The following is a 17,319-nucleotide window of genomic DNA, read 5'->3' as shown; positions in this document are numbered from 1 at the left end:
CGCATCAATCAAACGCCACAATGACCGCATTGCAACCTTGAACCCGCATAATCGGGTCGCATGGACAAGCTCAAAGCTTTCGAAACCTTTGTTTCGGTTGCCACCAAAGGCAGCCTGACCGCTGCGGCCCGGGCCGAGGGTGTGGCCCCGGCCATCATCGGCCGCAGGCTCGATGCGCTGGAGGAAAGCCTGGGCGTCAAGCTCTTGGTGCGCACCACACGGCGCATCACCTTGACCCACGAAGGCAGCGCTTTTTTGGAAGACTGCCAACGACTGCTCTCGGATGTGGCCAATGCCGAAGCCAGTGTATCGGCAGGTGGCGTCAAGGCCAGTGGCCATTTGCGCATCACCGCCCCAGCCGGTTTTGGCAGGCGCCACGTGGCCCCTTTGGTGCCGCGTTTTCGGGAACTGCACCCCGATGTCACGATCTCGCTCAACCTCAGCGACCGTGTGGTCGACCTGGCCGCCGAAGGCTTTGACTGCGCGGTGCGTGTGGGCGACCTGCCGGACAGCTCGCTGGTGAGCGTGCGCATGGCCGACAACCGCCGCCTGTGTGTGGCCACGCCGGGCTATCTGGCGCGGCGGGGCACGCCCTTGCAGCCTTCGGACTTGCTGCAACACGACTGCCTGACCTTGTCGAGCGATGCTTCGCAAACCCGAGGCTGGGCCTTTCGCAACCCCGCGCAAGGCCAGGACGTGGTGCACCTGCGCCCGGGCGGGCCGCTTGACTGCTCGGACGGGCAAGTGCTGCACGACTGGTGCCTGGCCGGTTACGGCATCGCCTGGCGCAGCACTTGGGAAGTGGAGGGTGAAATCAGCTCGGGCCAATTGGTGGCCGTTCTGGAAGATTTTGCGGCACCTCCGAACGGGATTTTTGTGGTGTTTTCACAGCGCAAGCATTTGCCACTGCGTGTGCGCTTGTGGATCGATCACCTGAAACACCATTACGCGCAACCCGGTTACTGGCAAACCGCCAAGGGCTGAAAAACCACCGGTATAGGGGCCATCCACCCATCACCCCGGACAGGGTTTGGCTTGCCCCCAATGGATGCGCCCGCCAAAGCGGGCGCATCCAACCTGGAGGGAAACTTGAACGCTGCGCTTACTTCTTCAAGCACTCTGACATGAAGGCCTTGCGCTCGTCACCTTTTTTGCCTTCGGCTTCCTTGTTGCAGGTCTTCATTTTGTTTTGCTGCTTTTCCTGCTTGTTGGCGCTCAGGCAGTCTTTCATGAAGGCTTTGCGCTCATCGCCTTTTTTGCCTTCGGCTTCCTTGTTGCAGGTGGCCATTTTGTTTTGTTGGGCTGATTTCTCGGCTGCAGGGGCAGAGGCGGCAGGGGCAGGGACAGGGGCAGCGGCGGTTGCTGCAGCGGCAGGCTTGGCGGGGTCGGCCGCGAAAGTGGTGCCAGAAACCAAAGCAAAACCCAAAGCCGCGATAGAGAGGATGTGACGCATGTGTGTACTCCAAAAAATGACTCAAGAAACAATGACACCGCACAGGTTTGTGCAGTCCACTGATTAACGCGACAAGCGCACCGGGGGGCGACAGCAGTTGTGACCAACTGTAATAGCAGCACATAAAACCGCCCATGGCAGCCGCCCAGCAGCGTCAAAGCCCCCCGCCCCCGTAAAATCGGAAACTATGCTTTCTGCCAAACAACATTTGCTCGCGGCCCTGGCCGCTGAGCTTGAAAAACTCCAAACCGGCGCGGGTGCGCGTGCGGCCTTTGAATCGCCCAAAGTGGCCGCCCATGGCGACCTGGCCTGCACCGCTGCGATGCAGCTGGCCAAAGCCCTCAAGCAAAACCCCCGTCAACTGTCCGAAACCCTGCGCAGTGCCTTGCTGACCACCCCTGCTTTTGAGCGCTGGGTCGACGCCATCGAGATCGCCGGGCCGGGCTTCATCAACATCCGTTTGAAAGACACTGCCAAACAAGCCGTGGTGCACGAAGTGCTGCAAGCGGCAGAGTGCTTTGGCGAGCAACCCGCACAGCCGAACAAAGTGCTGGTTGAGTTCGTCTCGGCCAACCCCACAGGCCCTTTGCATGTGGGCCACGGCCGCCAAGCGGCTTTGGGCGACGCCATTTGCAACCTGCTCTCCACCCAAGGCCAACAGGTTTACCGCGAGTTTTATTACAACGACGCGGGCGTGCAGATCGGCACCTTGGCCAAGAGCACGCACATGCGGGCCCAAGGCATTCAACCCGGCGACGCCACTTGGCCCACCGACCCGGACAACCCCGAGAGCAAAGCGTTCTACAACGGCGACTACATCCAGGACATCGCCAACGATTTTCTGGCGGGCAAAACCGTTCAGTCCGACGACCGCAGCTGCACCGCCAGCGGCGATGTGAACGATGTGGACGGCATGCGCGAGTTCGCCGTGGCCTATTTGCGCCGCGAACAAGACCTGGACCTCAAGGCCTTTGACGTGCGCTTTGACAACTATTACCTGGAGTCGAGCCTCTACACCAGCGGCAAGGTGGATACCGCCGTACAAAAGCTCAAGGACGCGGGCAAGACCTACGAACAAGACGGTGCCCTGTGGCTCAAATCCACCGACTACGGCGACGACAAAGACCGCGTCATGCGCAAGGGCGACGGCACTTACACCTACTTTGTGCCCGATGTGGCCTACCACATCGCCAAATGGGAACGTGGCTTCACCCGTGTGGTGAACATCCAAGGCACCGACCACCACGGCACCATTGCCCGCGTGCGTGCAGGCCTGCAGGCAGCCAACGTCGGCATCCCCGAGGGCTACCCTGACTACGTGCTGCACACCATGGTGCGCGTGATGCGCGGCGGCGAAGAGGTCAAGATCTCCAAGCGTGCGGGCAGCTACGTGACGCTTCGCGACCTGATCGAGTGGACCAGCAAAGATGCGGTGCGCTTCTTCTTGCTCTCACGCAAGCCCGACACCGAATACATCTTTGACATCGACCTGGCCCTGGCCCAGAACAACGACAACCCGGTGTATTACGTGCAATACGCCCACGCCCGCATCTGCTCGGTGTTGGCCGCCTGGAAAGAAAAAGACGGGGGTGATGTGGCCTCACTCGCCCATGTGGACTTGTCGCCGCTGCAAAGCCCGCAGGCCCACGCGCTCATGTTGGCCCTGGCCAAATACCCTGAAATGCTCACGTCTGCTGCCAACGACTTTGCGCCACACGACGTGACCTTTTACCTGCGCGACCTGGCCTCGCTGTACCACAGCTACTACGATGCCGAGCGCATTTTGGTGGACGACGAAACGGTCAAACAAGCCCGTTTGGCGCTGGTGGCGGCCACAGCCCAGGTGCTGCGCAACGGCCTGAAAGTGCTGGGCGTTTCGGCCCCGCAAAAAATGTGAATGGATTTGTCATGAAACACCACAGCCAACGCGGCGGTACTTTTCTGGGCTTCATCATCGGCTTGGTTCTGGGCTTGGGCATCGCTTTGGCCGTGGCCATTTATGTCATGAAAGTGCCCACGCCTTTCTCGAACAAAAACCAGCCCCGCTCCAGCGCCCAAGACACGCAGGAAACTGAAAAGAACAAGGACTGGAACCCGAACAGCGTTTTGCAACCCAAAGCACCCGCCGAGACGCCCAAGGCGTCTGATGCCAGTGCACCGGTCGCCACGCCACAGGTGTCGGAAAAGACCACCGACAAAGCCCCTGCCCCGCCCCGCCCCGCTGTGACGGCCGACCCCTTGGGCGATCTGGCCAAATCCAAATCAGGACTGAACTCGCCCGCGGCCCCAGCCGATGCCAGCGACCCCTTTGACTACGTGGTGCAAGTGGGCGCGTACCGCACCAGCGCCGACGCCGATGCCCAAAAAGCCAAGCTCGCTCTATTGGGGCTTGACGCCAAGGTCTCTGAGAGAGATCAAGCCGGACGTGTGGTTTACCGCGTACGCTTGGGGCCCTTCAATGACAAGAATGCTGCCGAACGCATCCGCACCCAGCTCGAAAGCAACGGCATCGACAACACCCTGGTTCGCGTGCAACGCTGAAACACCCACTTCGCACCCCCTGGGGTGCACCCTTCAAGGAGCCTCCATGAAACGACGCCTTTTTTCCACCGCCATGCTGTCTGTGACCACCTGGATGGGCACGGCATCTGCCTGGGCGCAGCAAGCCTTCCGCTCAGGCAAGGACTACATCACCCTGGAGCGCCCTGTGGCCACCGAGGCGGGCAGCGGCAAGATCGAGGTGCTGGAGTTCTTCTGGTACAGCTGCCCCCACTGCAACCAGTTTGAGCCCGCCTTCGAGCAGTGGGCCAAAAACGCGCCCAAAGACGTGGTGGTGCGCCGTGTGCCTGTGGCATTCCGTGACGACTTCGTGCCCCAGCAACGCCTGTACTACACCCTCGAAGCCATGAACTTGGTCGAGAAGATGCACATCCGGGTGTTCACCGCCATCCATGGTGAAAAACTGATGCTCAACAGCGATGCGTCTGTGCTGGCTTGGGCCGAAAAGCAAGGCATTGACAAAGCCAAGTTCGCCGAGACCTACAAGTCCTTTGGCGTGGCCACTAAGGCCAAACGTGCGGTACAGCTGCAAAACGACTTCAAAATCGAAGGCGTGCCGTCCTTGGGCGTGGCGGGTCGCTTCTACATCGATGGCACCCTGGCCGGCAGCATGCCCCGCGCCCTGCAAGTGGCCGACGCGCTGATTGCGCAGACCCGCCAGGGCCGCTGAGCCCCAGGCATCCCAGCGGGATGCTCCCCCCCCGAAGCCCGCCGCTGACCCGCGCGGGCTTTTTTTTGTGGCTGCCATGGGATTTATTGCCCAGCTGCGGGCACGGCACGGGGCGCTTGCACCTACAATGGGCACGGTTCTCAGCAAGATTCATGCCCCTTAAAACAACTTCACCCTTTCGCCTCTTCTTTTGGAGCCTGCTGGCCCTGTGCGCCAGCGGTCTGGCCTTGCCCAGCCACGCCGAAAAAGCCGACCGCGAACAGCCCATGCAGATCGAAGCCGACAGCATGCGCCACGACGAAGCCCGGCAGCTGACGCAATTCCTCGGCAAAGTCCAAGCGACCAAGGGCACCCTGGTCTTGCGTGCCTCCCGCATGGAAGTGCAACAAGACGCCAAAGGCCGTCAAGTGGCCCGGCTGTGGGCTGCACCGTCTGAGCGGGTGTTTTTCAGGCAAAAGCGCGAAGGTGTCAACGAATTCACCGAGGGCGAGGCCGAACAGGTCACCTATGACAACCAGGCCGACATCATCACGCTAAGCCAACGCGCCGAGGTCCGCATCTTGCGCGGCAACCAAGTGGCCGACCAGCTCAATGGCCACACCATCGTGTTCAACAACACCAGCGAAGTCATGACCGTGGATGGCCAAGCCGCCAACGGCCAAGGCCAACGTGTTCGGGCCATCCTCACGCCCCGAAACGCCTCAGCACCCACACCCCCGAATCCCCCAGCCGCCCCCAGCTTGCGCACCAGCCCAAGCTTAGCGCCCGCTCAAAAGCCATGAGCCAGCCCGACGTCAGCAGCCGCCTGGAAGCTCGCCACCTCAAAAAAGCCTACGGCAGCCGCAAGGTGGTGCACGATGTGTCGGTGCAGGTGGACAAGGGCGAAGTGGTGGGTTTGCTCGGCCCCAACGGCGCGGGCAAGACCACCTCGTTTTACATGATCGTGGGCCTGGTGCGGGCCGATGGCGGACAGATCCTGATCGACGGCGAAGACGTCACCCGCATGCCCATCCACAAGCGCTCGCGCATGGGTTTGTCTTATTTGCCGCAAGAAGCGTCGATCTTCCGCAAGCTCTCGGTGGCCGACAACGTGCGGGCCATTCTGGAGCTGCAAACCGATACCCAAGGCCGCGCCCTGAGCCCCGCCGAGGTGGAAAAACGCCTGAGCGAACTGCTGGCCGATTTGCGTGTGGACCACCTGCGCGACTCGCCCTCGGTGGCGCTGTCGGGTGGTGAGCGCCGCCGCGTGGAGATTGCCCGTGCACTGGCCACCGACCCGCGTTTCATCTTGCTGGACGAGCCTTTTGCAGGCATCGACCCGATCGCGGTGATCGAGATCCAGCGCATCATCGCCTTCCTCAAGCAGCGCGGCATTGGTGTGCTCATCACCGACCACAACGTGCGCGAGACGCTGGGCATTTGTGACCACGCGTACATCATCAGCGAAGGCCGCGTGCTGGCCGAGGGCACGCCCGACGAGATCGTGGCCAACGCCGATGTGCGCCGGGTGTACCTGGGCGAACACTTCCGGATGTGATGAGCACTCCACGCGTCCATTTCACGAGAGCACAGCCATGAAGCCCGGCCTGTCGCTTCGCATGTCCCAGCACCTGGCGCTCACGCCCCAGTTGCAACAATCGATTCGCCTGCTGCAACTGTCCACGCTGGAGTTGTCGCAAGAGGTCGACCAAATGCTGGACGAGAACCCGTTTTTGGAGCGTGCCGAAGAAGAAGCGCCCGCCGAGGCCTTTGGCCTGGACCAAGCCGACACCCACGTCAGCCTGGGCGACCGGGTGAGCGAAAGCGCCAGCACCACCAGCAGCAGCGACGATGGCCCCAGCGAAACCCGTGACGAAGCGGTGACCGATGTGGCCGAGAGCTGGGACGGTGACGGGAGCGTGGACATGCGCCCCGACGACAGCGAATGGGGCGGTGACGCGGCACCACGCCAAAACAACGGCGAAGAAACCGCCGACGCCATTGACCTGGCCCGCAGCAGTGGGTCCCTCACTGACTTTTTACACCGCCAGGCGCTGTCGCTGCGCCTGTCCGAAGTGGACAGCGCTGCGCTGCGCTTTCTGATCGAGTCGCTCAACGACGACGGCTACCTGACCGACACCCTGCCCGAGCTGGCCACGAGCTTGGCGGGCAGCGATGATTACGAGCAAATCGACGAGCTGGTGCACCGATTCACGGTGGCGCTGGGTTTGCTGCAATCGCTCGAACCCGTGGGCGTGGGCGCACGCGACTTGGCCGAGTGCCTGCGCATCCAAATCAAGGCCTGGCTGCAGGACGACCCCGACGACGAAGTGGCCCAAGCCGCGCTCGCCATGTGTGCCCAGCCGCTGGAGATGCTGGCCAAGCGCGATTTCAAACGGCTGGCGGTGGCCTGCGGCCTGAATGAGGCTGTGGTCAAAACCGCCATCGCGTTCATCGCCCGGCTCGAGCCCAAGCCCGGCCGCCCCTTTGTGCAGGCCGAGCAAAACATCATCATCCCCGACGTGTTGGTGGTGAACACCAGCAAGACCGCCACGCCCAAATTCCGCATCCAGCTCAACCCCGACGTGATGCCCAAGCTGCGTGTGCACGACATCTATGCCAACGCCCTGCGCGGCGGCAAAGGCGACAACCACGCGGGCCTGCAGCAGCGCCTGCAAGAAGCGCGCTGGTTCATCAAGAACATCCAGCAGCGCTTTGACACCATCTTGCGCGTGTCCACCGCCATCGTGGAGCGGCAAAAAAACTTCCTCACGCACGGCGAGCTGGCCATGCGCCCGCTGGTGCTGCGCGAGATCGCCGACGAGCTGGGCATGCACGAGTCCACCATCAGCCGCGTGACCACGGCCAAATACATGGCAACGCCGCAAGGCACGTTTGAGCTGAAGTACTTTTTTGGCTCGGGCCTAGGCACCGACAGCGGCAGCGCGGCGTCAAGCACCGCGGTGCGGGCGCTCATCAAGCAGTTTGTCGCCGCCGAAAAACCCGCCAAGCCGCTGTCGGACAACCAGATTTCCGAGATGCTGAAAGAGCAAGGCATCGACTGCGCCCGCCGCACGGTGGCCAAGTACCGCGAAGCCCTGAAGATCGCGCCCGCCAACCTGCGCAAAACCCTTTGAGAAACGTTTCCCTGTGAATTCTTTGAACCTGTTCATGCCTTGCGCCGCGGGCGTTGAGGGCTTTTTGGCCGACGAGGTGCACGCCATCACGGGCCTGACAGGCCACGACCTGCTCACGGGCCGCGGCGGCGTGATGGCCCGAGCCTCCTGGCGCGACGCCATGCGCATCAACCTGCACAGCCGCCTGACGCAGCGCGTGCTGGTGCAGCTGTCGGTGACCGACTACCGCAACGAAAACGACCTGTACAACGCGGCCAGCGATGTGGCTTGGGAAATTTGGTTCACGCCCAAACAGACTTTCAAGATCGACATCACGGCGCAGCACAGCCCACTGACCAGCCTGAACTTTGCGGCGCTCAAAATCAAAGACGCGGTGGCCGACCGCTTTCGCGCCAAGCGTGGCGAGCGCCCCAACGTGGACACCAGCTGGCCCGATGTGCGAATCTATGCGCACCTGACGCCCGAAACAGCCACGCTCTACATCGACACCTCGGGCGAGCCGCTGTTCAAGCGCGGCTGGCGCACCGACAAGGGCGACGCACCTTTGAAGGAAACCCTGGCCGCCGCCATGATCGCGGCCAGCGGCTGGGACGGCACCACGCCGCTGTACGACCCCTGCTGCGGCAGCGGCACCATCCCGATCGAAGCGGCGCAAATCGCCTGCGGCATCGCGCCCGGTTTGCAGCGTCGCTTTGGCTTTGAAAAATTGCTGCCCTTCCAGAACCACGTTTGGCAAGGCCTGATCGAAGAAGCCCGTGACCTGGAACACGAACCCACCGCGCCCGTCTTTGGCAGCGATGTGGCCTTCCGCATGGTGGACTTTTCAGAGCGTAATGCCGAGCGCGCAGGCGTGTCGGGCGTGATCGAGTTCCGGGGTGGCGACGCCCTGCAACGCATGCCGCCCAGCGAGACGCCTGGCGTGATGCTGCTCAACCCACCCTATGGCGAGCGCATTGCCGCAGCGGGTGTGGCCGGGCGCGGGCGCGACAACTTCCAGCCGGGGGCGCTGGCCAGCTCCCGCGCTGCCACCCCAAGCCACCACCGCGAGACTGCCCAGACCGACGACGGCGGCGACTTCTTCGCCCAACTGGCCAGCCACTGGAAGAAAAACTACAGCGGCTGGAGCGCCTGGATGCTCACGCCCGACCTGAAGCTGCCCAGCAAAATGCGCCTGAAAGAATCGCGCCGCGTGCCCATGTGGAACGGCCCCATCGAATGCCGCTTGTTCCGTTTTGACATGATCAAAGGCAGCTTGAAGCGCGTGTCTGGTGAAGGCACGAGCAGCCCAGCAGGCACGACCGGCACCGACACATCGGGAACGTCTGCACCATGAGCCTGGTGGTAGGCGCAGCCTTGAAGGAAGGTCCGGGCGCAGACTTAGCCCAAGCCCCCGTGCGCCGTGTGCTGGACACCAACATCGTGCTCGACCTGTGGGTGTTTGACGAACCCAAGGCCGAAGCCCTGCGCACCAGCGTGGAGCGCGGCAGCACGCAGTGGCTGGCCACCGCCGCCATGCGCGAAGAACTTGCCCGCGTGCTGGCCTACCCGCAAATCGTCAAACGCCTGACGCACCGCGAGCTACCCGCCAGCGCCGTGCTGGGCCACTTTGACCGCTGGGCCCACCTGTTGCCCGACGCGCCCAAAGCCCCCTACGCCTGCAAAGACGCCGATGACCAAAAGTTCATCGACCTCGCCGTGGCTCACACCGCCACCCTGCACAGCAAAGACGCGCAAGTGCTCTGCATGAAAAAACGCCTGGAGCGCTGCGGCGTGGCGCTGAACCCCTTGATGGACGTCTTGGAGACGGCCTGAATTTTTTGAAGAGACCGCTATGAACACCACCGCTGACTTGGAAGCCGAAGACTTTGACACCCTGGACAACATCCTGGACGACCTGCGCGAGCGCTTTGAAGAGACGCCGCAGTGGGAGTTTTGTGAGGGCTTCATGGCGGCGTTGGTGTGCTGCCGCCGCGCCATTCCCGACAGCGAGTGGTTGCCCATGCTGCTGGGGGTGGACGAGGGCGAGGATGGGGGCAGCTTTGCCGATGACGCGCAGCGCCACCAGTTTCTGGCTTTGTGGCAGCGGCGCTTTGACGAAATCAAGCTCGCGCTGGACACCCCCGTGGAAGCATTGGACGACGACAAGGCCTATGCGCCCGAAGTGATGGATGTGCGGGGCGCCATCGCATCGCTGCCGCCTGAAGAGCGCGAGGAGATCGAAGACAGCGAAATCCCCTCGTTTGCCCAGGTGTGGGCACTGGGCTTCATGTTCGCGGTAGAAAACTGGCCCGAAGAATGGGCCACACCCAAGGACAAAGACGCGGCCAAGTGGTACGACTTGTCGCTCGAAGCCATCGTGGCCCTGACCGAAGACGACGACGCGGTGCCAACCCTGTCGGCCTTGTCGGAAGACGGCCCACCCAGCGTGAGCGAAGAGCGCCTGAACGCTTATGGCGAGGCGCTGTGGGCGGTGTATGACCTGCGCGAAATTTGGCGCAACATCGGCCCGCGTGTGGCCCAGGTCATCAAGGAAGCCACACCCGGGCGCAACGATGCTTGCAGTTGTGGGAGCGGGAAGAAATACAAAAAGTGCTGCGGGGCTTGAGACTCCGCGAAGATGGATCCCGGGTCAAGCCCGGGATGACCATTGAGAGCCGGGATGACAGTCGGAACTGTCAAGCGCAACCCTCACACCATCCACTTTGCCAACGCGTCGCTGGTCTCTTGGGGTAACTCTTCCGGAATGAAATGGCCAGAGGCCATGACCTGCCCCGCCACATGGCCCGCACATTGCGCCTGCCACAGCTCAACCGGTTTGAACATGCGGTTGACCACACCTCGGCTGCCCCACAAGACCAGCGTGTCGCAGGCGATTTTGTCGCCGCGCTCTCGGCCTTGTCGGTCGTGCTGCAGGTCGATGCCTGCACTGGCGCGATAGTCTTCGGCCGCGCTGTGGATCGCGGCGGACCAACCCTTGTCGTTGAGTGCGGGGTTGCAAAAGGCGCGTTCGTATTCGGCCAAGGCTACAGGCTCGATGTAGCCCAAGCCCTGACTGCCCCAGCCGCCGAGCTTGGCGTGCAGATAGGCCTTGGGGTTGCCGCCAATCATGAACTCGGGCAGCGGTGCAGGCTGCGTCAGGTGGAACCAGTGGTAGTAGGCCTGTGCAAACGCAAAGTACGGGTCGACCACCGGGCCGGAGACCTCCGGGGCTTTACTCGGCGATGTGCTCCACAGACCGCTGTACATGTCAAACGTTGGCGCGATGTCGATGACGCACAATTTCTTGACGCGCTGGGCATGGTCCAGCGCCAAACGGTGCGCCACGCGGCCACCTCGGTCGTGACCGCACAGGAAAAAATCACCCACACCCAATGCGTCGACCAAGTCCACCACTTCTTTCGCCATGGCGCGTTTGCTGTAATGCGCGTGCTCGGCGTCACCCACGGCATGCGATGAGTCGCCGTAACCCCGCAGGTCGGGCATGACCAAGCGGTAACGGCCGCGCAGGTTTTGCGCGACGCGGTGCCACATGACATGGGTTTGCGGAAAGCCGTGGAGCAGCACCAACACAGGCAGATGCGCTTGCGCAGCCCAATCGGCCGATTGCCGAAAACAGACGGGCAAGCCCGCCACTGTGAGGGTTTGCCGCTCGAAGCCTTCAAACCAAGCCATCAGTCAACCTTGGCGCCCGAGGCTTTGACGACTTCGGCCCACTTCTTGTGCTCGCGATCAATGTGCTCGGCAAACTGCGCGGGCGTGTTGCCGCTGGGGATGGCGCCCAAAGTGGCCAAGCGCTCTTTCATGGCGGGGGTGGCGAGCGACTTGGCGACTTCTTGTTGGATGCGGCTGACCACGTCGGCGGGCGTGCCTGCAGGGGCCAACAAGCCAAACCAGCTGCTGGCTTCAAAGCCTTTGAGGCCAGCAGCTTCTTCGATGGTGGGCAACTCGGGCATGGCGGCCGAGCGCTGTGCGCTTGTCACAGCCAGGGCTTTGAGCTTGCCGCCTTTGATCAGCGGGATGGCGGAGGGCAGGTTGTCGAACATCACGTCCATGTTGCCGCCCGACAAATCGAGCAGTGCAGGGCCTGACCCACGATAAGGAATGTGGGCCATGAAGGTGCCGGTTTGTGACTTGAACAACTCACCCGCCAAGTGGATGGAGGTGCCGTTGCCACTCGAGGCCATGTTCAACTTGCCGGGATTGGCTTTGGCGTATCGGATGAAGTCATTGACAGTGTTGATCTTGTTGGCCGCCGCTTTTTCGGCGTTGACCACCATCACGTTGGGCACACCCGCCACGAGGGTGATGGGGGCAAAGTCCTTGAAGGGGTCGTAGGGCAGCTTGGCGTACAGGGCGCGGTTGATGCCGTGTGTGCCCACGGTGCCCATGAGCAGGGTGTAGCCGTCACCGGCCGACTTGGCCACTTGCTCGGCCCCCAGGTTGCCGCCTGCGCCACCCTTGTTTTCGATGACGAATTGCTGGCCAAACGCTTTGCTCAGATCGGGTGCGATGGCACGGGCCAGGATGTCGGTGGTGCCACCTGGTGCAAAGGGGACCACGATCTTGACCGGTTTGTTGGGCCAGGCGGTTTGCGCCCAGGCTGCCGAGGTGGTGGACAACACCACGGCCGCAACCATGCCCAGCACTGGGCGGCGAGTGAATGACTTCGAAAAATGAACCATGTTTGTCTCCAAGTAACAGATACAAACCATGATGCCACCAGCCTGCGCGAACACTGTCACGCAGGCGAAGAAAAGCGGCCTTTTTAAGGGTTTATCCCTGTCAAATGTGAAGGGTTGGCACCAGCCAACTGGGCCTGCAAAGCGGGCTTTTGCACCTTGCCCAAGGCACTTTTGGGCAGGCTGGCCATGAAGACCACGCGGCGCGGCAGTTTGAACCGTGCAATCCGGCTTTGCAGGTGCTGCAGCACAGCCTCACGGGTCAGATGCTGACCCGCCGCATCGCTGCTGCGCACCAACACGGCCACAGGCACCTCGCCCCAGCGCTCATCGTTTAATCCGACCACCGCGCATTCGGCGACACCGGGCAAGGTGACAAGCTGGTTTTCGATTTCGGCTGGGTAAATGTTTTCACCGCCCGAGATGATCATGTCTTTGCTGCGGCCCACGATGGTGATGCAGCCGTCTTCGGCGCGCTGGCCCAGGTCACCTGAGTGGAACCAGCCGTCCTGCAGACCCGTATTGGGTTCACCGTCGGCTCGCCAGTAGCCGCGCATCAGGTTAGCGGCGCGGATACAGACTTCGCCTGTTTCACCGGAGCCAACTTCTTGCCCTTGGGCGTTGATCAGTTTGACCTGCGCTTCGGGGTGCGGCCAGCCGGATGCGCCCACGCGGGCCATAGCCTCGGGCAGACGCAACACGATGGACACAGGCCCGGTTTCGGTGGTGCCATAGACCTGACCCACGGGCACGCCGCGTGCGTGCAGCGTTTCGAGGTAAGCCACAGGCACGGTGGACGAGCCGGTCATGATGCCGCGCAGGCCAGCGAGCGAGGTGTCGGCCCAGCGCGGGTGTTCAAACACGGCGCGCATGGTGGCGGGCACCAAGAGCGACAGCGTGGGGCGGCTCGTGTGCATTTCGTCCAGCCAAGCGGTCGGGTCAAAGCGCGGATGCAGCACCACCTCCACCCCCGCCAGCAGCGCGGGCAGAGTCTGGATGCACAGGCCGCCCACATGGAACATCGGCAGCGTAGACAGCACCTTGTCGCCGGGCACAAAGTCGTGCGCCCAGGCACTGGCACGGGCATTGGCCAGCAGCGCGGCTTGTGTGTGCACCGCGCCCTTGGGCACGCCTGTGGTGCCGGAGGTGTAGACCAGCAGCAGCGGCAGCTCGCAGTGAACGGCGGGCATTGGCAAAGCACGAGGCGAGGCGGTGGCGATCAACGTGTCGTGGTGGGTGTGCTGCAGGTCTGCACCTTGCAGCGCACGGGCTGTATCGGCATGGTGGGTGTCGTGCACCAGCAGGCGTGGCTGGGCGTCTTGCATGACCTGCTGCAGCTCGGGCACAGCCAGGCGAAAGTTGAGCGGCAAAAACACCGCACCCAAACGGGCGCAGGCCACCAACGCGACCAACTGCAACTCGTGGTTAAAGCCGAGCCAGGCCACGCGGTCACCCGGCTGCACGCCCCAGGTGGACTGCAGGTGCGCGGTGACGCGTGCCACGCGCCGCCAGAACTTGGCGAAGTCGTAGGCGAAGGTGCTGTCACCCGTCTGGATGGCTTTGCGCTCATCGCCCCGGAAGGTCATGGCGGGCAACGTGCCGCAGTCCTGCGCCAGCTGTGCAAAGCGGGCCGCGAGGGGGCTGGTCTCGGGGGCTTGCATCACTCGTCTTTTTCGCCGGGTTCGTACAGGGCTTCGCGGCCAATGCGGTCCATGCACAGCTCGGCCGTCCAGGGCAGCATGAGCGAGCCGCAACGCGCATCGCGGTACAAGCGCTCCAGCGGCAGGCTTTTGAGCATGGACTGACCGCCGCAGGTGCGGATCGCCAAACGGGCGATGTCTTGCGCGTTTTCCATGATGGTGTACTGCGCGGCATAGGCCCGCAGGCGGGTCGACTTGCTCGGGTCGACCTTGGCGTCTTCTATGGCACGCAAGAACAGGTTGCGGGTCTGTTCGAGCTTGATGAACATCTCGGCCACGGCGATCTGTTTGGTGGCGAACTGGCGGCGCTTGACGGGGCCTGTGCCCGCAATTTCGCCGCGCAAATAGGCCACGGTGAAGTCGTACGCCGCTTGCGCGATGCCCATGTAGGTGGGCGAGAGTGTCATGAACATGTGGGGCCAGCGGCTGGCGGCCTGAAAGTACAGGCCTTGCGGCATGAGCGCCGCGTCGTCGGGCACGAACACGTCTTTGAAGATCAGGTTGCGCGACACGGTGGCGCGCATACCCAGCGGGTCCCAGTCGCCTTCGACCGTGAGGCCTGGCGCGGTGCGCGGCACAGCCAGGTACAGCGTGTCTCGGCGCGAGAGGTCCGCGCCCTCTTTTTTCTCGGTGCAGAGCACGCCAAAGTAGTCGGCTGCATCAGACAGGGAAGCGAAGATTTTTTTGCCATTGATCTTCCAGCCGCCATCGACCTTAACGGCGAGCGTGCCAAAAGGTTGTGCCCCGGCTGCTGCCGCGCCCCCCTCGGAGAAAGGCTGCGCGTAGATCGCGCCGTCTTTCACCACCCGCGCAAAGTGCGTGGCTTGGTGTGTGCGGTGGATGGCGCGTTGCTCAGGCGTCATCTCCAGGTCTTCAGACAACAAACCGCTCCAGAGCATGGTGCAGACGTGCATGTTGAAGGTGAGCGCGGTGGCACCGCAGTAGCGACCGATCTCGGCCGAGACCATGGCGTAGGTGGCGTAATCGGCACCCTGGCCGCCGTGCGCTTCGGGCACGCACAGCGCCAGCAGACCCGAGTCGCGCATGTCGTTGTAGTTGGCAAACGGGAACTGCGCGTCGCGGTCGAGTTGAGCGGCTCGGGGGGCGAACTTCTCGCGGCCCAGTTGCCGTGCCAAGGCCATCAACTTTTGCTGCTTCTCGGTCAGAGGGTAGTCGTCACCACAGATGGGCATGACATCTGCTTGAGAGGGGGCTTGCACGTCGGTCATGGTTTCACGTCCTTCAGAAATTTTTCGAGTTCGGCGTTGAACGCCTCAGGCTGTTCGTAGTGCAGCAAATGCCCAGCCCCGGCCAGGCAGGCATAGCGTGCACCGGGGATTTTTTGCGCCATGCGTTCCATCATGGTGGGCGGCGCGGTGCGGTCGTGTTCAGCGGCCAAACACAGCACCGGCACGTTGAGGGTGGGCAAGGCGGCGCGTTGCTCAAACTGCACCAGCGTCTGCAAGGCGGCGCGGTAAGTGTCGGGCGGCACGGCCGACATACTTTGGTGCGCCGACTTCAAACTGACGGGGATCAAGTTGGCTTGGTCACCACCGGGTGCGGCCATGGTGGGGATCAGCTTGTCGGCGATGTCGCCCATGGTTTTGCCCGCCCCCAAAGGAGCCAGGCGCTGCGCCAAAAACTGCTTTTGAAAATCACCGTCGCTGTTGCCAAAAGCCGGGCTGCTGGCGGCCAGCAGCAGGCCACGAATGCGCTCTGGCTTTTGCGTCCAGGCTTGCATGGCGACCATGGCCCCCATGCTGTGTCCCACCAACACGGCTTGGTCGATGTGCGCCGCGTCCAGCATCTGCCAGAGGGCTTGCGCCAGGTGCGCGAAGTCGTAGGGGGTGACCATGGGGCTGTCGCCATAACCGGGCATGTCCCAGGCCAAGCTGCGCCAACCCAGATCAGCCACATGCGCTTGCTGCGCTGCCCAGCCGTGTCGACCGCCGCCCACACCGTGCAAAAACACTACAGCGGGCTGCGTGGGCAAGCCCATATCGGTGAAGGCTGGCGAGTTCATGCCAGCGCCGCGCTCACAACTTGGCCCGCATCGACCACCACTGTGTCGTCGAGCCGGATGGTGCAGCCGCGCATGGGCAAGTCAAAGTGGCCCAGTGTGTGGCGGCCCGCGACTTCGTTCGCCCCGGTCGAGTACAAAAAGTTGCCCGCAAAGGCCCGCAGCTCGGTGCCGTTGCAGTCGCGCTTGTCATAGAAAGCCATGGCGTCCCAACGTGCCGCCGGGTTCAGGCCAAAGCCCACATGCGAGACGGCATAAGCGGCGCGGTGGCCCTCGGCGTCTTCCCAGGCTTTCCAATATCCGCGCATCATGTCCACATCGACGCCCTGCCCCTCGATGGCGACCACGCTGTCGTTTTCGATGGTCAGGCGGATCGTGTCGCGCAAATAGCTTTTGAAGGTCAGGTTCACATCGCCCGGGGCCATGACCAGCGTGCCGTTGACACTGCCTGCGGCCGGGAACGCCAGCGCCAGCCCGGCAGGCCAGTGCGACACCATGCCCGGCTTGGGGCAAAAGCCCCACACACCGCCGACCACCGCTTGTTTGTCGCCATGTTTCAGGTTCACGCGCAGGTCGGTGCCTGCGGCAGACGTGACGTGCATTTGTTGTGTGCCACGCAGCTTCTTCATGGCGGCACGCACCACGCCTTCGAGCGCTGGATCGGGCACGGTGCGCTCCAAGATTTCAGGGTGCTCGTTGGACACCATGAGCAAGCGCGGCATGTGGCCGTCCACGCCCTTCATGATGGTGGGCAACTCGGGGGCGTGCAGCAGGCCTTCGACAGTGCAGTCCACCACCATGTCGGCGCGGGCCAATGCAGCCACCACAGGGCCGAGCTGGCCAATCGCGTCGCTGGCGCCTGTGGACCGCACGGGCGCGGGGGCGGTGAGTGCAGGCGTCGTCAACGTCACCTCGAACACGCGGGCACCCATGCCCTCCAGCGCAAGGCGGGCCAAGTCCACGTTGACCCGGCGTGATTGGGTTTCGGCCAAAATAGCGACCACTTCGCCAGGCTGCACCTTGCACAGCGTGAAGGTGCGAGTAAACGCCGCGAGCCACCTGTTTTCTATTCGTTCCACCAGCATGCTTGTCTCCTTGGCCTGCAGCTCTGAACGGTTCTCC

The 17,319-nt window shown here is 62.9% G+C and carries 17 protein-coding genes; 10 read left to right on the top strand and 7 right to left on the bottom strand.

The window, feature by feature from the left end:
* Nucleotides 1-60: 60 nt before the first annotated feature.
* Nucleotides 61-984: a LysR family transcriptional regulator gene (locus L63ED372_RS00380; RefSeq protein ID WP_062401724.1), complete on the top strand. Its 924-nt coding sequence runs from the start codon at nucleotides 61-63 to the stop codon at nucleotides 982-984.
* A gap of 118 nt (nucleotides 985-1,102) precedes the next feature.
* Here the strand turns inward: L63ED372_RS00380 and L63ED372_RS00375 are convergent, their stop codons facing one another.
* The gene (locus tag L63ED372_RS00375; RefSeq protein WP_062401720.1) at nucleotides 1,103-1,453 is read right to left on the bottom strand and encodes a PsiF family protein; all 351 of its coding nucleotides are present in this window, start codon (nucleotides 1,451-1,453) and stop codon (nucleotides 1,103-1,105) included.
* Nucleotides 1,454-1,640: 187 nt separating this feature from the next.
* Between L63ED372_RS00375 and argS the strand changes: the two genes are divergently transcribed.
* The 9 genes from argS to L63ED372_RS00330 all read left to right on the top strand — a co-directional run bounded on the left by argS (nucleotide 1,641) and on the right by L63ED372_RS00330 (nucleotide 10,403).
* On the top strand, nucleotides 1,641-3,350 hold the full coding sequence (gene argS / locus L63ED372_RS00370) for an arginine--tRNA ligase (RefSeq protein WP_062401716.1): 1,710 nt from the start codon (nucleotides 1,641-1,643) through the stop codon (nucleotides 3,348-3,350).
* 11 nt (nucleotides 3,351-3,361) lie between these two features.
* Entirely contained in the window at nucleotides 3,362-3,994 is a 633-nt protein-coding gene (locus tag L63ED372_RS00365) for an SPOR domain-containing protein (protein WP_062401713.1), read from the top strand.
* Between the two features lie 46 nt (nucleotides 3,995-4,040).
* On the top strand, nucleotides 4,041-4,682 hold the full coding sequence (locus tag L63ED372_RS00360) for a thiol:disulfide interchange protein DsbA/DsbL (RefSeq protein WP_062401711.1): 642 nt from the start codon (nucleotides 4,041-4,043) through the stop codon (nucleotides 4,680-4,682).
* Between the two features lie 152 nt (nucleotides 4,683-4,834).
* Nucleotides 4,835-5,464, top strand: a complete 630-nt coding sequence (gene lptA, locus L63ED372_RS00355; RefSeq protein WP_197275288.1) for a lipopolysaccharide transport periplasmic protein LptA — start codon at nucleotides 4,835-4,837, stop codon at nucleotides 5,462-5,464.
* Nucleotides 5,461-6,219, top strand: coding sequence for an LPS export ABC transporter ATP-binding protein (gene lptB, locus L63ED372_RS00350; RefSeq protein WP_062401706.1), 759 nt, complete (start codon nucleotides 5,461-5,463; stop codon nucleotides 6,217-6,219). Before lptA ends, lptB begins: the two co-directional genes overlap by 4 nt.
* 37 nt (nucleotides 6,220-6,256) lie before the next feature.
* Nucleotides 6,257-7,798: an RNA polymerase factor sigma-54 gene (locus L63ED372_RS00345; protein ID WP_062401704.1), complete on the top strand. Its 1,542-nt coding sequence runs from the start codon at nucleotides 6,257-6,259 to the stop codon at nucleotides 7,796-7,798.
* 13 nt (nucleotides 7,799-7,811) lie between these two features.
* Entirely contained in the window at nucleotides 7,812-9,131 is a 1,320-nt protein-coding gene (locus L63ED372_RS00340) for a THUMP domain-containing class I SAM-dependent RNA methyltransferase (RefSeq protein WP_062401702.1), read from the top strand.
* The gene (locus L63ED372_RS00335) at nucleotides 9,128-9,610 is read left to right on the top strand and encodes a PIN domain-containing protein (RefSeq protein WP_062401700.1); all 483 of its coding nucleotides are present in this window, start codon (nucleotides 9,128-9,130) and stop codon (nucleotides 9,608-9,610) included. Before L63ED372_RS00340 ends, L63ED372_RS00335 begins: the two co-directional genes overlap by 4 nt.
* Before the next feature lie 19 nt (nucleotides 9,611-9,629).
* The gene (locus L63ED372_RS00330; RefSeq protein ID WP_062401697.1) at nucleotides 9,630-10,403 is read left to right on the top strand and encodes a YecA/YgfB family protein; all 774 of its coding nucleotides are present in this window, start codon (nucleotides 9,630-9,632) and stop codon (nucleotides 10,401-10,403) included.
* An 83-nt stretch (nucleotides 10,404-10,486) separates the two neighbouring features.
* On the opposite strand, the gene L63ED372_RS00325 is transcribed toward L63ED372_RS00330, so the two are convergent.
* The 6 genes from L63ED372_RS00325 to L63ED372_RS00300 form a co-directional block, all read right to left on the bottom strand.
* Nucleotides 10,487-11,470, bottom strand: a complete 984-nt coding sequence (locus tag L63ED372_RS00325; protein ID WP_062401694.1) for an alpha/beta fold hydrolase — start codon at nucleotides 11,468-11,470, stop codon at nucleotides 10,487-10,489.
* Complete coding sequence (locus L63ED372_RS00320) at nucleotides 11,470-12,480, bottom strand: Bug family tripartite tricarboxylate transporter substrate binding protein (RefSeq protein WP_062401691.1); 1,011 nt, start codon at nucleotides 12,478-12,480, stop codon at nucleotides 11,470-11,472. Before L63ED372_RS00320 ends, L63ED372_RS00325 begins: the two co-directional genes overlap by 1 nt.
* 83 nt (nucleotides 12,481-12,563) lie before the next feature.
* Complete coding sequence (locus tag L63ED372_RS00315; protein ID WP_062401688.1) at nucleotides 12,564-14,138, bottom strand: class I adenylate-forming enzyme family protein; 1,575 nt, start codon at nucleotides 14,136-14,138, stop codon at nucleotides 12,564-12,566.
* Nucleotides 14,138-15,406, bottom strand: a complete 1,269-nt coding sequence (locus L63ED372_RS00310) for an acyl-CoA dehydrogenase family protein (protein ID WP_062401676.1) — start codon at nucleotides 15,404-15,406, stop codon at nucleotides 14,138-14,140. Before L63ED372_RS00310 ends, L63ED372_RS00315 begins: the two co-directional genes overlap by 1 nt.
* Entirely contained in the window at nucleotides 15,403-16,200 is a 798-nt protein-coding gene (locus L63ED372_RS00305; RefSeq protein ID WP_062401673.1) for an alpha/beta fold hydrolase, read from the bottom strand. Before L63ED372_RS00305 ends, L63ED372_RS00310 begins: the two co-directional genes overlap by 4 nt.
* Nucleotides 16,197-17,282, bottom strand: coding sequence for a hypothetical protein (locus L63ED372_RS00300; RefSeq protein ID WP_062401670.1), 1,086 nt, complete (start codon nucleotides 17,280-17,282; stop codon nucleotides 16,197-16,199). The genes L63ED372_RS00305 and L63ED372_RS00300 overlap by 4 nt, the downstream gene beginning before the upstream one ends.
* Nucleotides 17,283-17,319 lie beyond the last annotated feature (37 nt).

Source organism: Limnohabitans sp. 63ED37-2, from assembly GCF_001412535.1.
Taxonomy (GTDB): domain Bacteria; phylum Pseudomonadota; class Gammaproteobacteria; order Burkholderiales; family Burkholderiaceae_C; genus Limnohabitans_A.
This window is presented reverse-complemented; position numbering and strand designations above follow the sequence as displayed.

Excerpts from the sequence above, each read along its gene's own strand:
- L63ED372_RS00360 (WP_062401711.1), top strand. The coding sequence starts at position 4,041 with ATGAAACGACGCCTTTTTTCCACCGCCATGCTGTCTGTGACCACCTGG.
- L63ED372_RS00330 (WP_062401697.1), top strand. The coding sequence starts at position 9,630 with ATGAACACCACCGCTGACTTGGAAGCCGAAGACTTTGACACCCTGGAC.
- L63ED372_RS00310 (WP_062401676.1), bottom strand. The coding sequence starts at position 15,406 with ATGACCGACGTGCAAGCCCCCTCTCAAGCAGATGTCATGCCCATCTGT.
- L63ED372_RS00380 (WP_062401724.1), top strand. The coding sequence starts at position 61 with ATGGACAAGCTCAAAGCTTTCGAAACCTTTGTTTCGGTTGCCACCAAA.
- lptB (WP_062401706.1), top strand. The coding sequence starts at position 5,461 with ATGAGCCAGCCCGACGTCAGCAGCCGCCTGGAAGCTCGCCACCTCAAA.
- L63ED372_RS00335 (WP_062401700.1), top strand. The coding sequence starts at position 9,128 with ATGAGCCTGGTGGTAGGCGCAGCCTTGAAGGAAGGTCCGGGCGCAGAC.
- L63ED372_RS00365 (WP_062401713.1), top strand. The coding sequence starts at position 3,362 with ATGAAACACCACAGCCAACGCGGCGGTACTTTTCTGGGCTTCATCATC.
- L63ED372_RS00375 (WP_062401720.1), bottom strand. The coding sequence starts at position 1,453 with ATGCGTCACATCCTCTCTATCGCGGCTTTGGGTTTTGCTTTGGTTTCT.
- L63ED372_RS00325 (WP_062401694.1), bottom strand. The coding sequence starts at position 11,470 with ATGGCTTGGTTTGAAGGCTTCGAGCGGCAAACCCTCACAGTGGCGGGC.
- L63ED372_RS00300 (WP_062401670.1), bottom strand. The coding sequence starts at position 17,282 with ATGCTGGTGGAACGAATAGAAAACAGGTGGCTCGCGGCGTTTACTCGC.
- argS (WP_062401716.1), top strand. The coding sequence starts at position 1,641 with ATGCTTTCTGCCAAACAACATTTGCTCGCGGCCCTGGCCGCTGAGCTT.
- L63ED372_RS00305 (WP_062401673.1), bottom strand. The coding sequence starts at position 16,200 with ATGAACTCGCCAGCCTTCACCGATATGGGCTTGCCCACGCAGCCCGCT.
- L63ED372_RS00315 (WP_062401688.1), bottom strand. The coding sequence starts at position 14,138 with ATGCAAGCCCCCGAGACCAGCCCCCTCGCGGCCCGCTTTGCACAGCTG.
- L63ED372_RS00320 (WP_062401691.1), bottom strand. The coding sequence starts at position 12,480 with ATGGTTCATTTTTCGAAGTCATTCACTCGCCGCCCAGTGCTGGGCATG.
- L63ED372_RS00345 (WP_062401704.1), top strand. The coding sequence starts at position 6,257 with ATGAAGCCCGGCCTGTCGCTTCGCATGTCCCAGCACCTGGCGCTCACG.
- lptA (WP_197275288.1), top strand. The coding sequence starts at position 4,835 with ATGCCCCTTAAAACAACTTCACCCTTTCGCCTCTTCTTTTGGAGCCTG.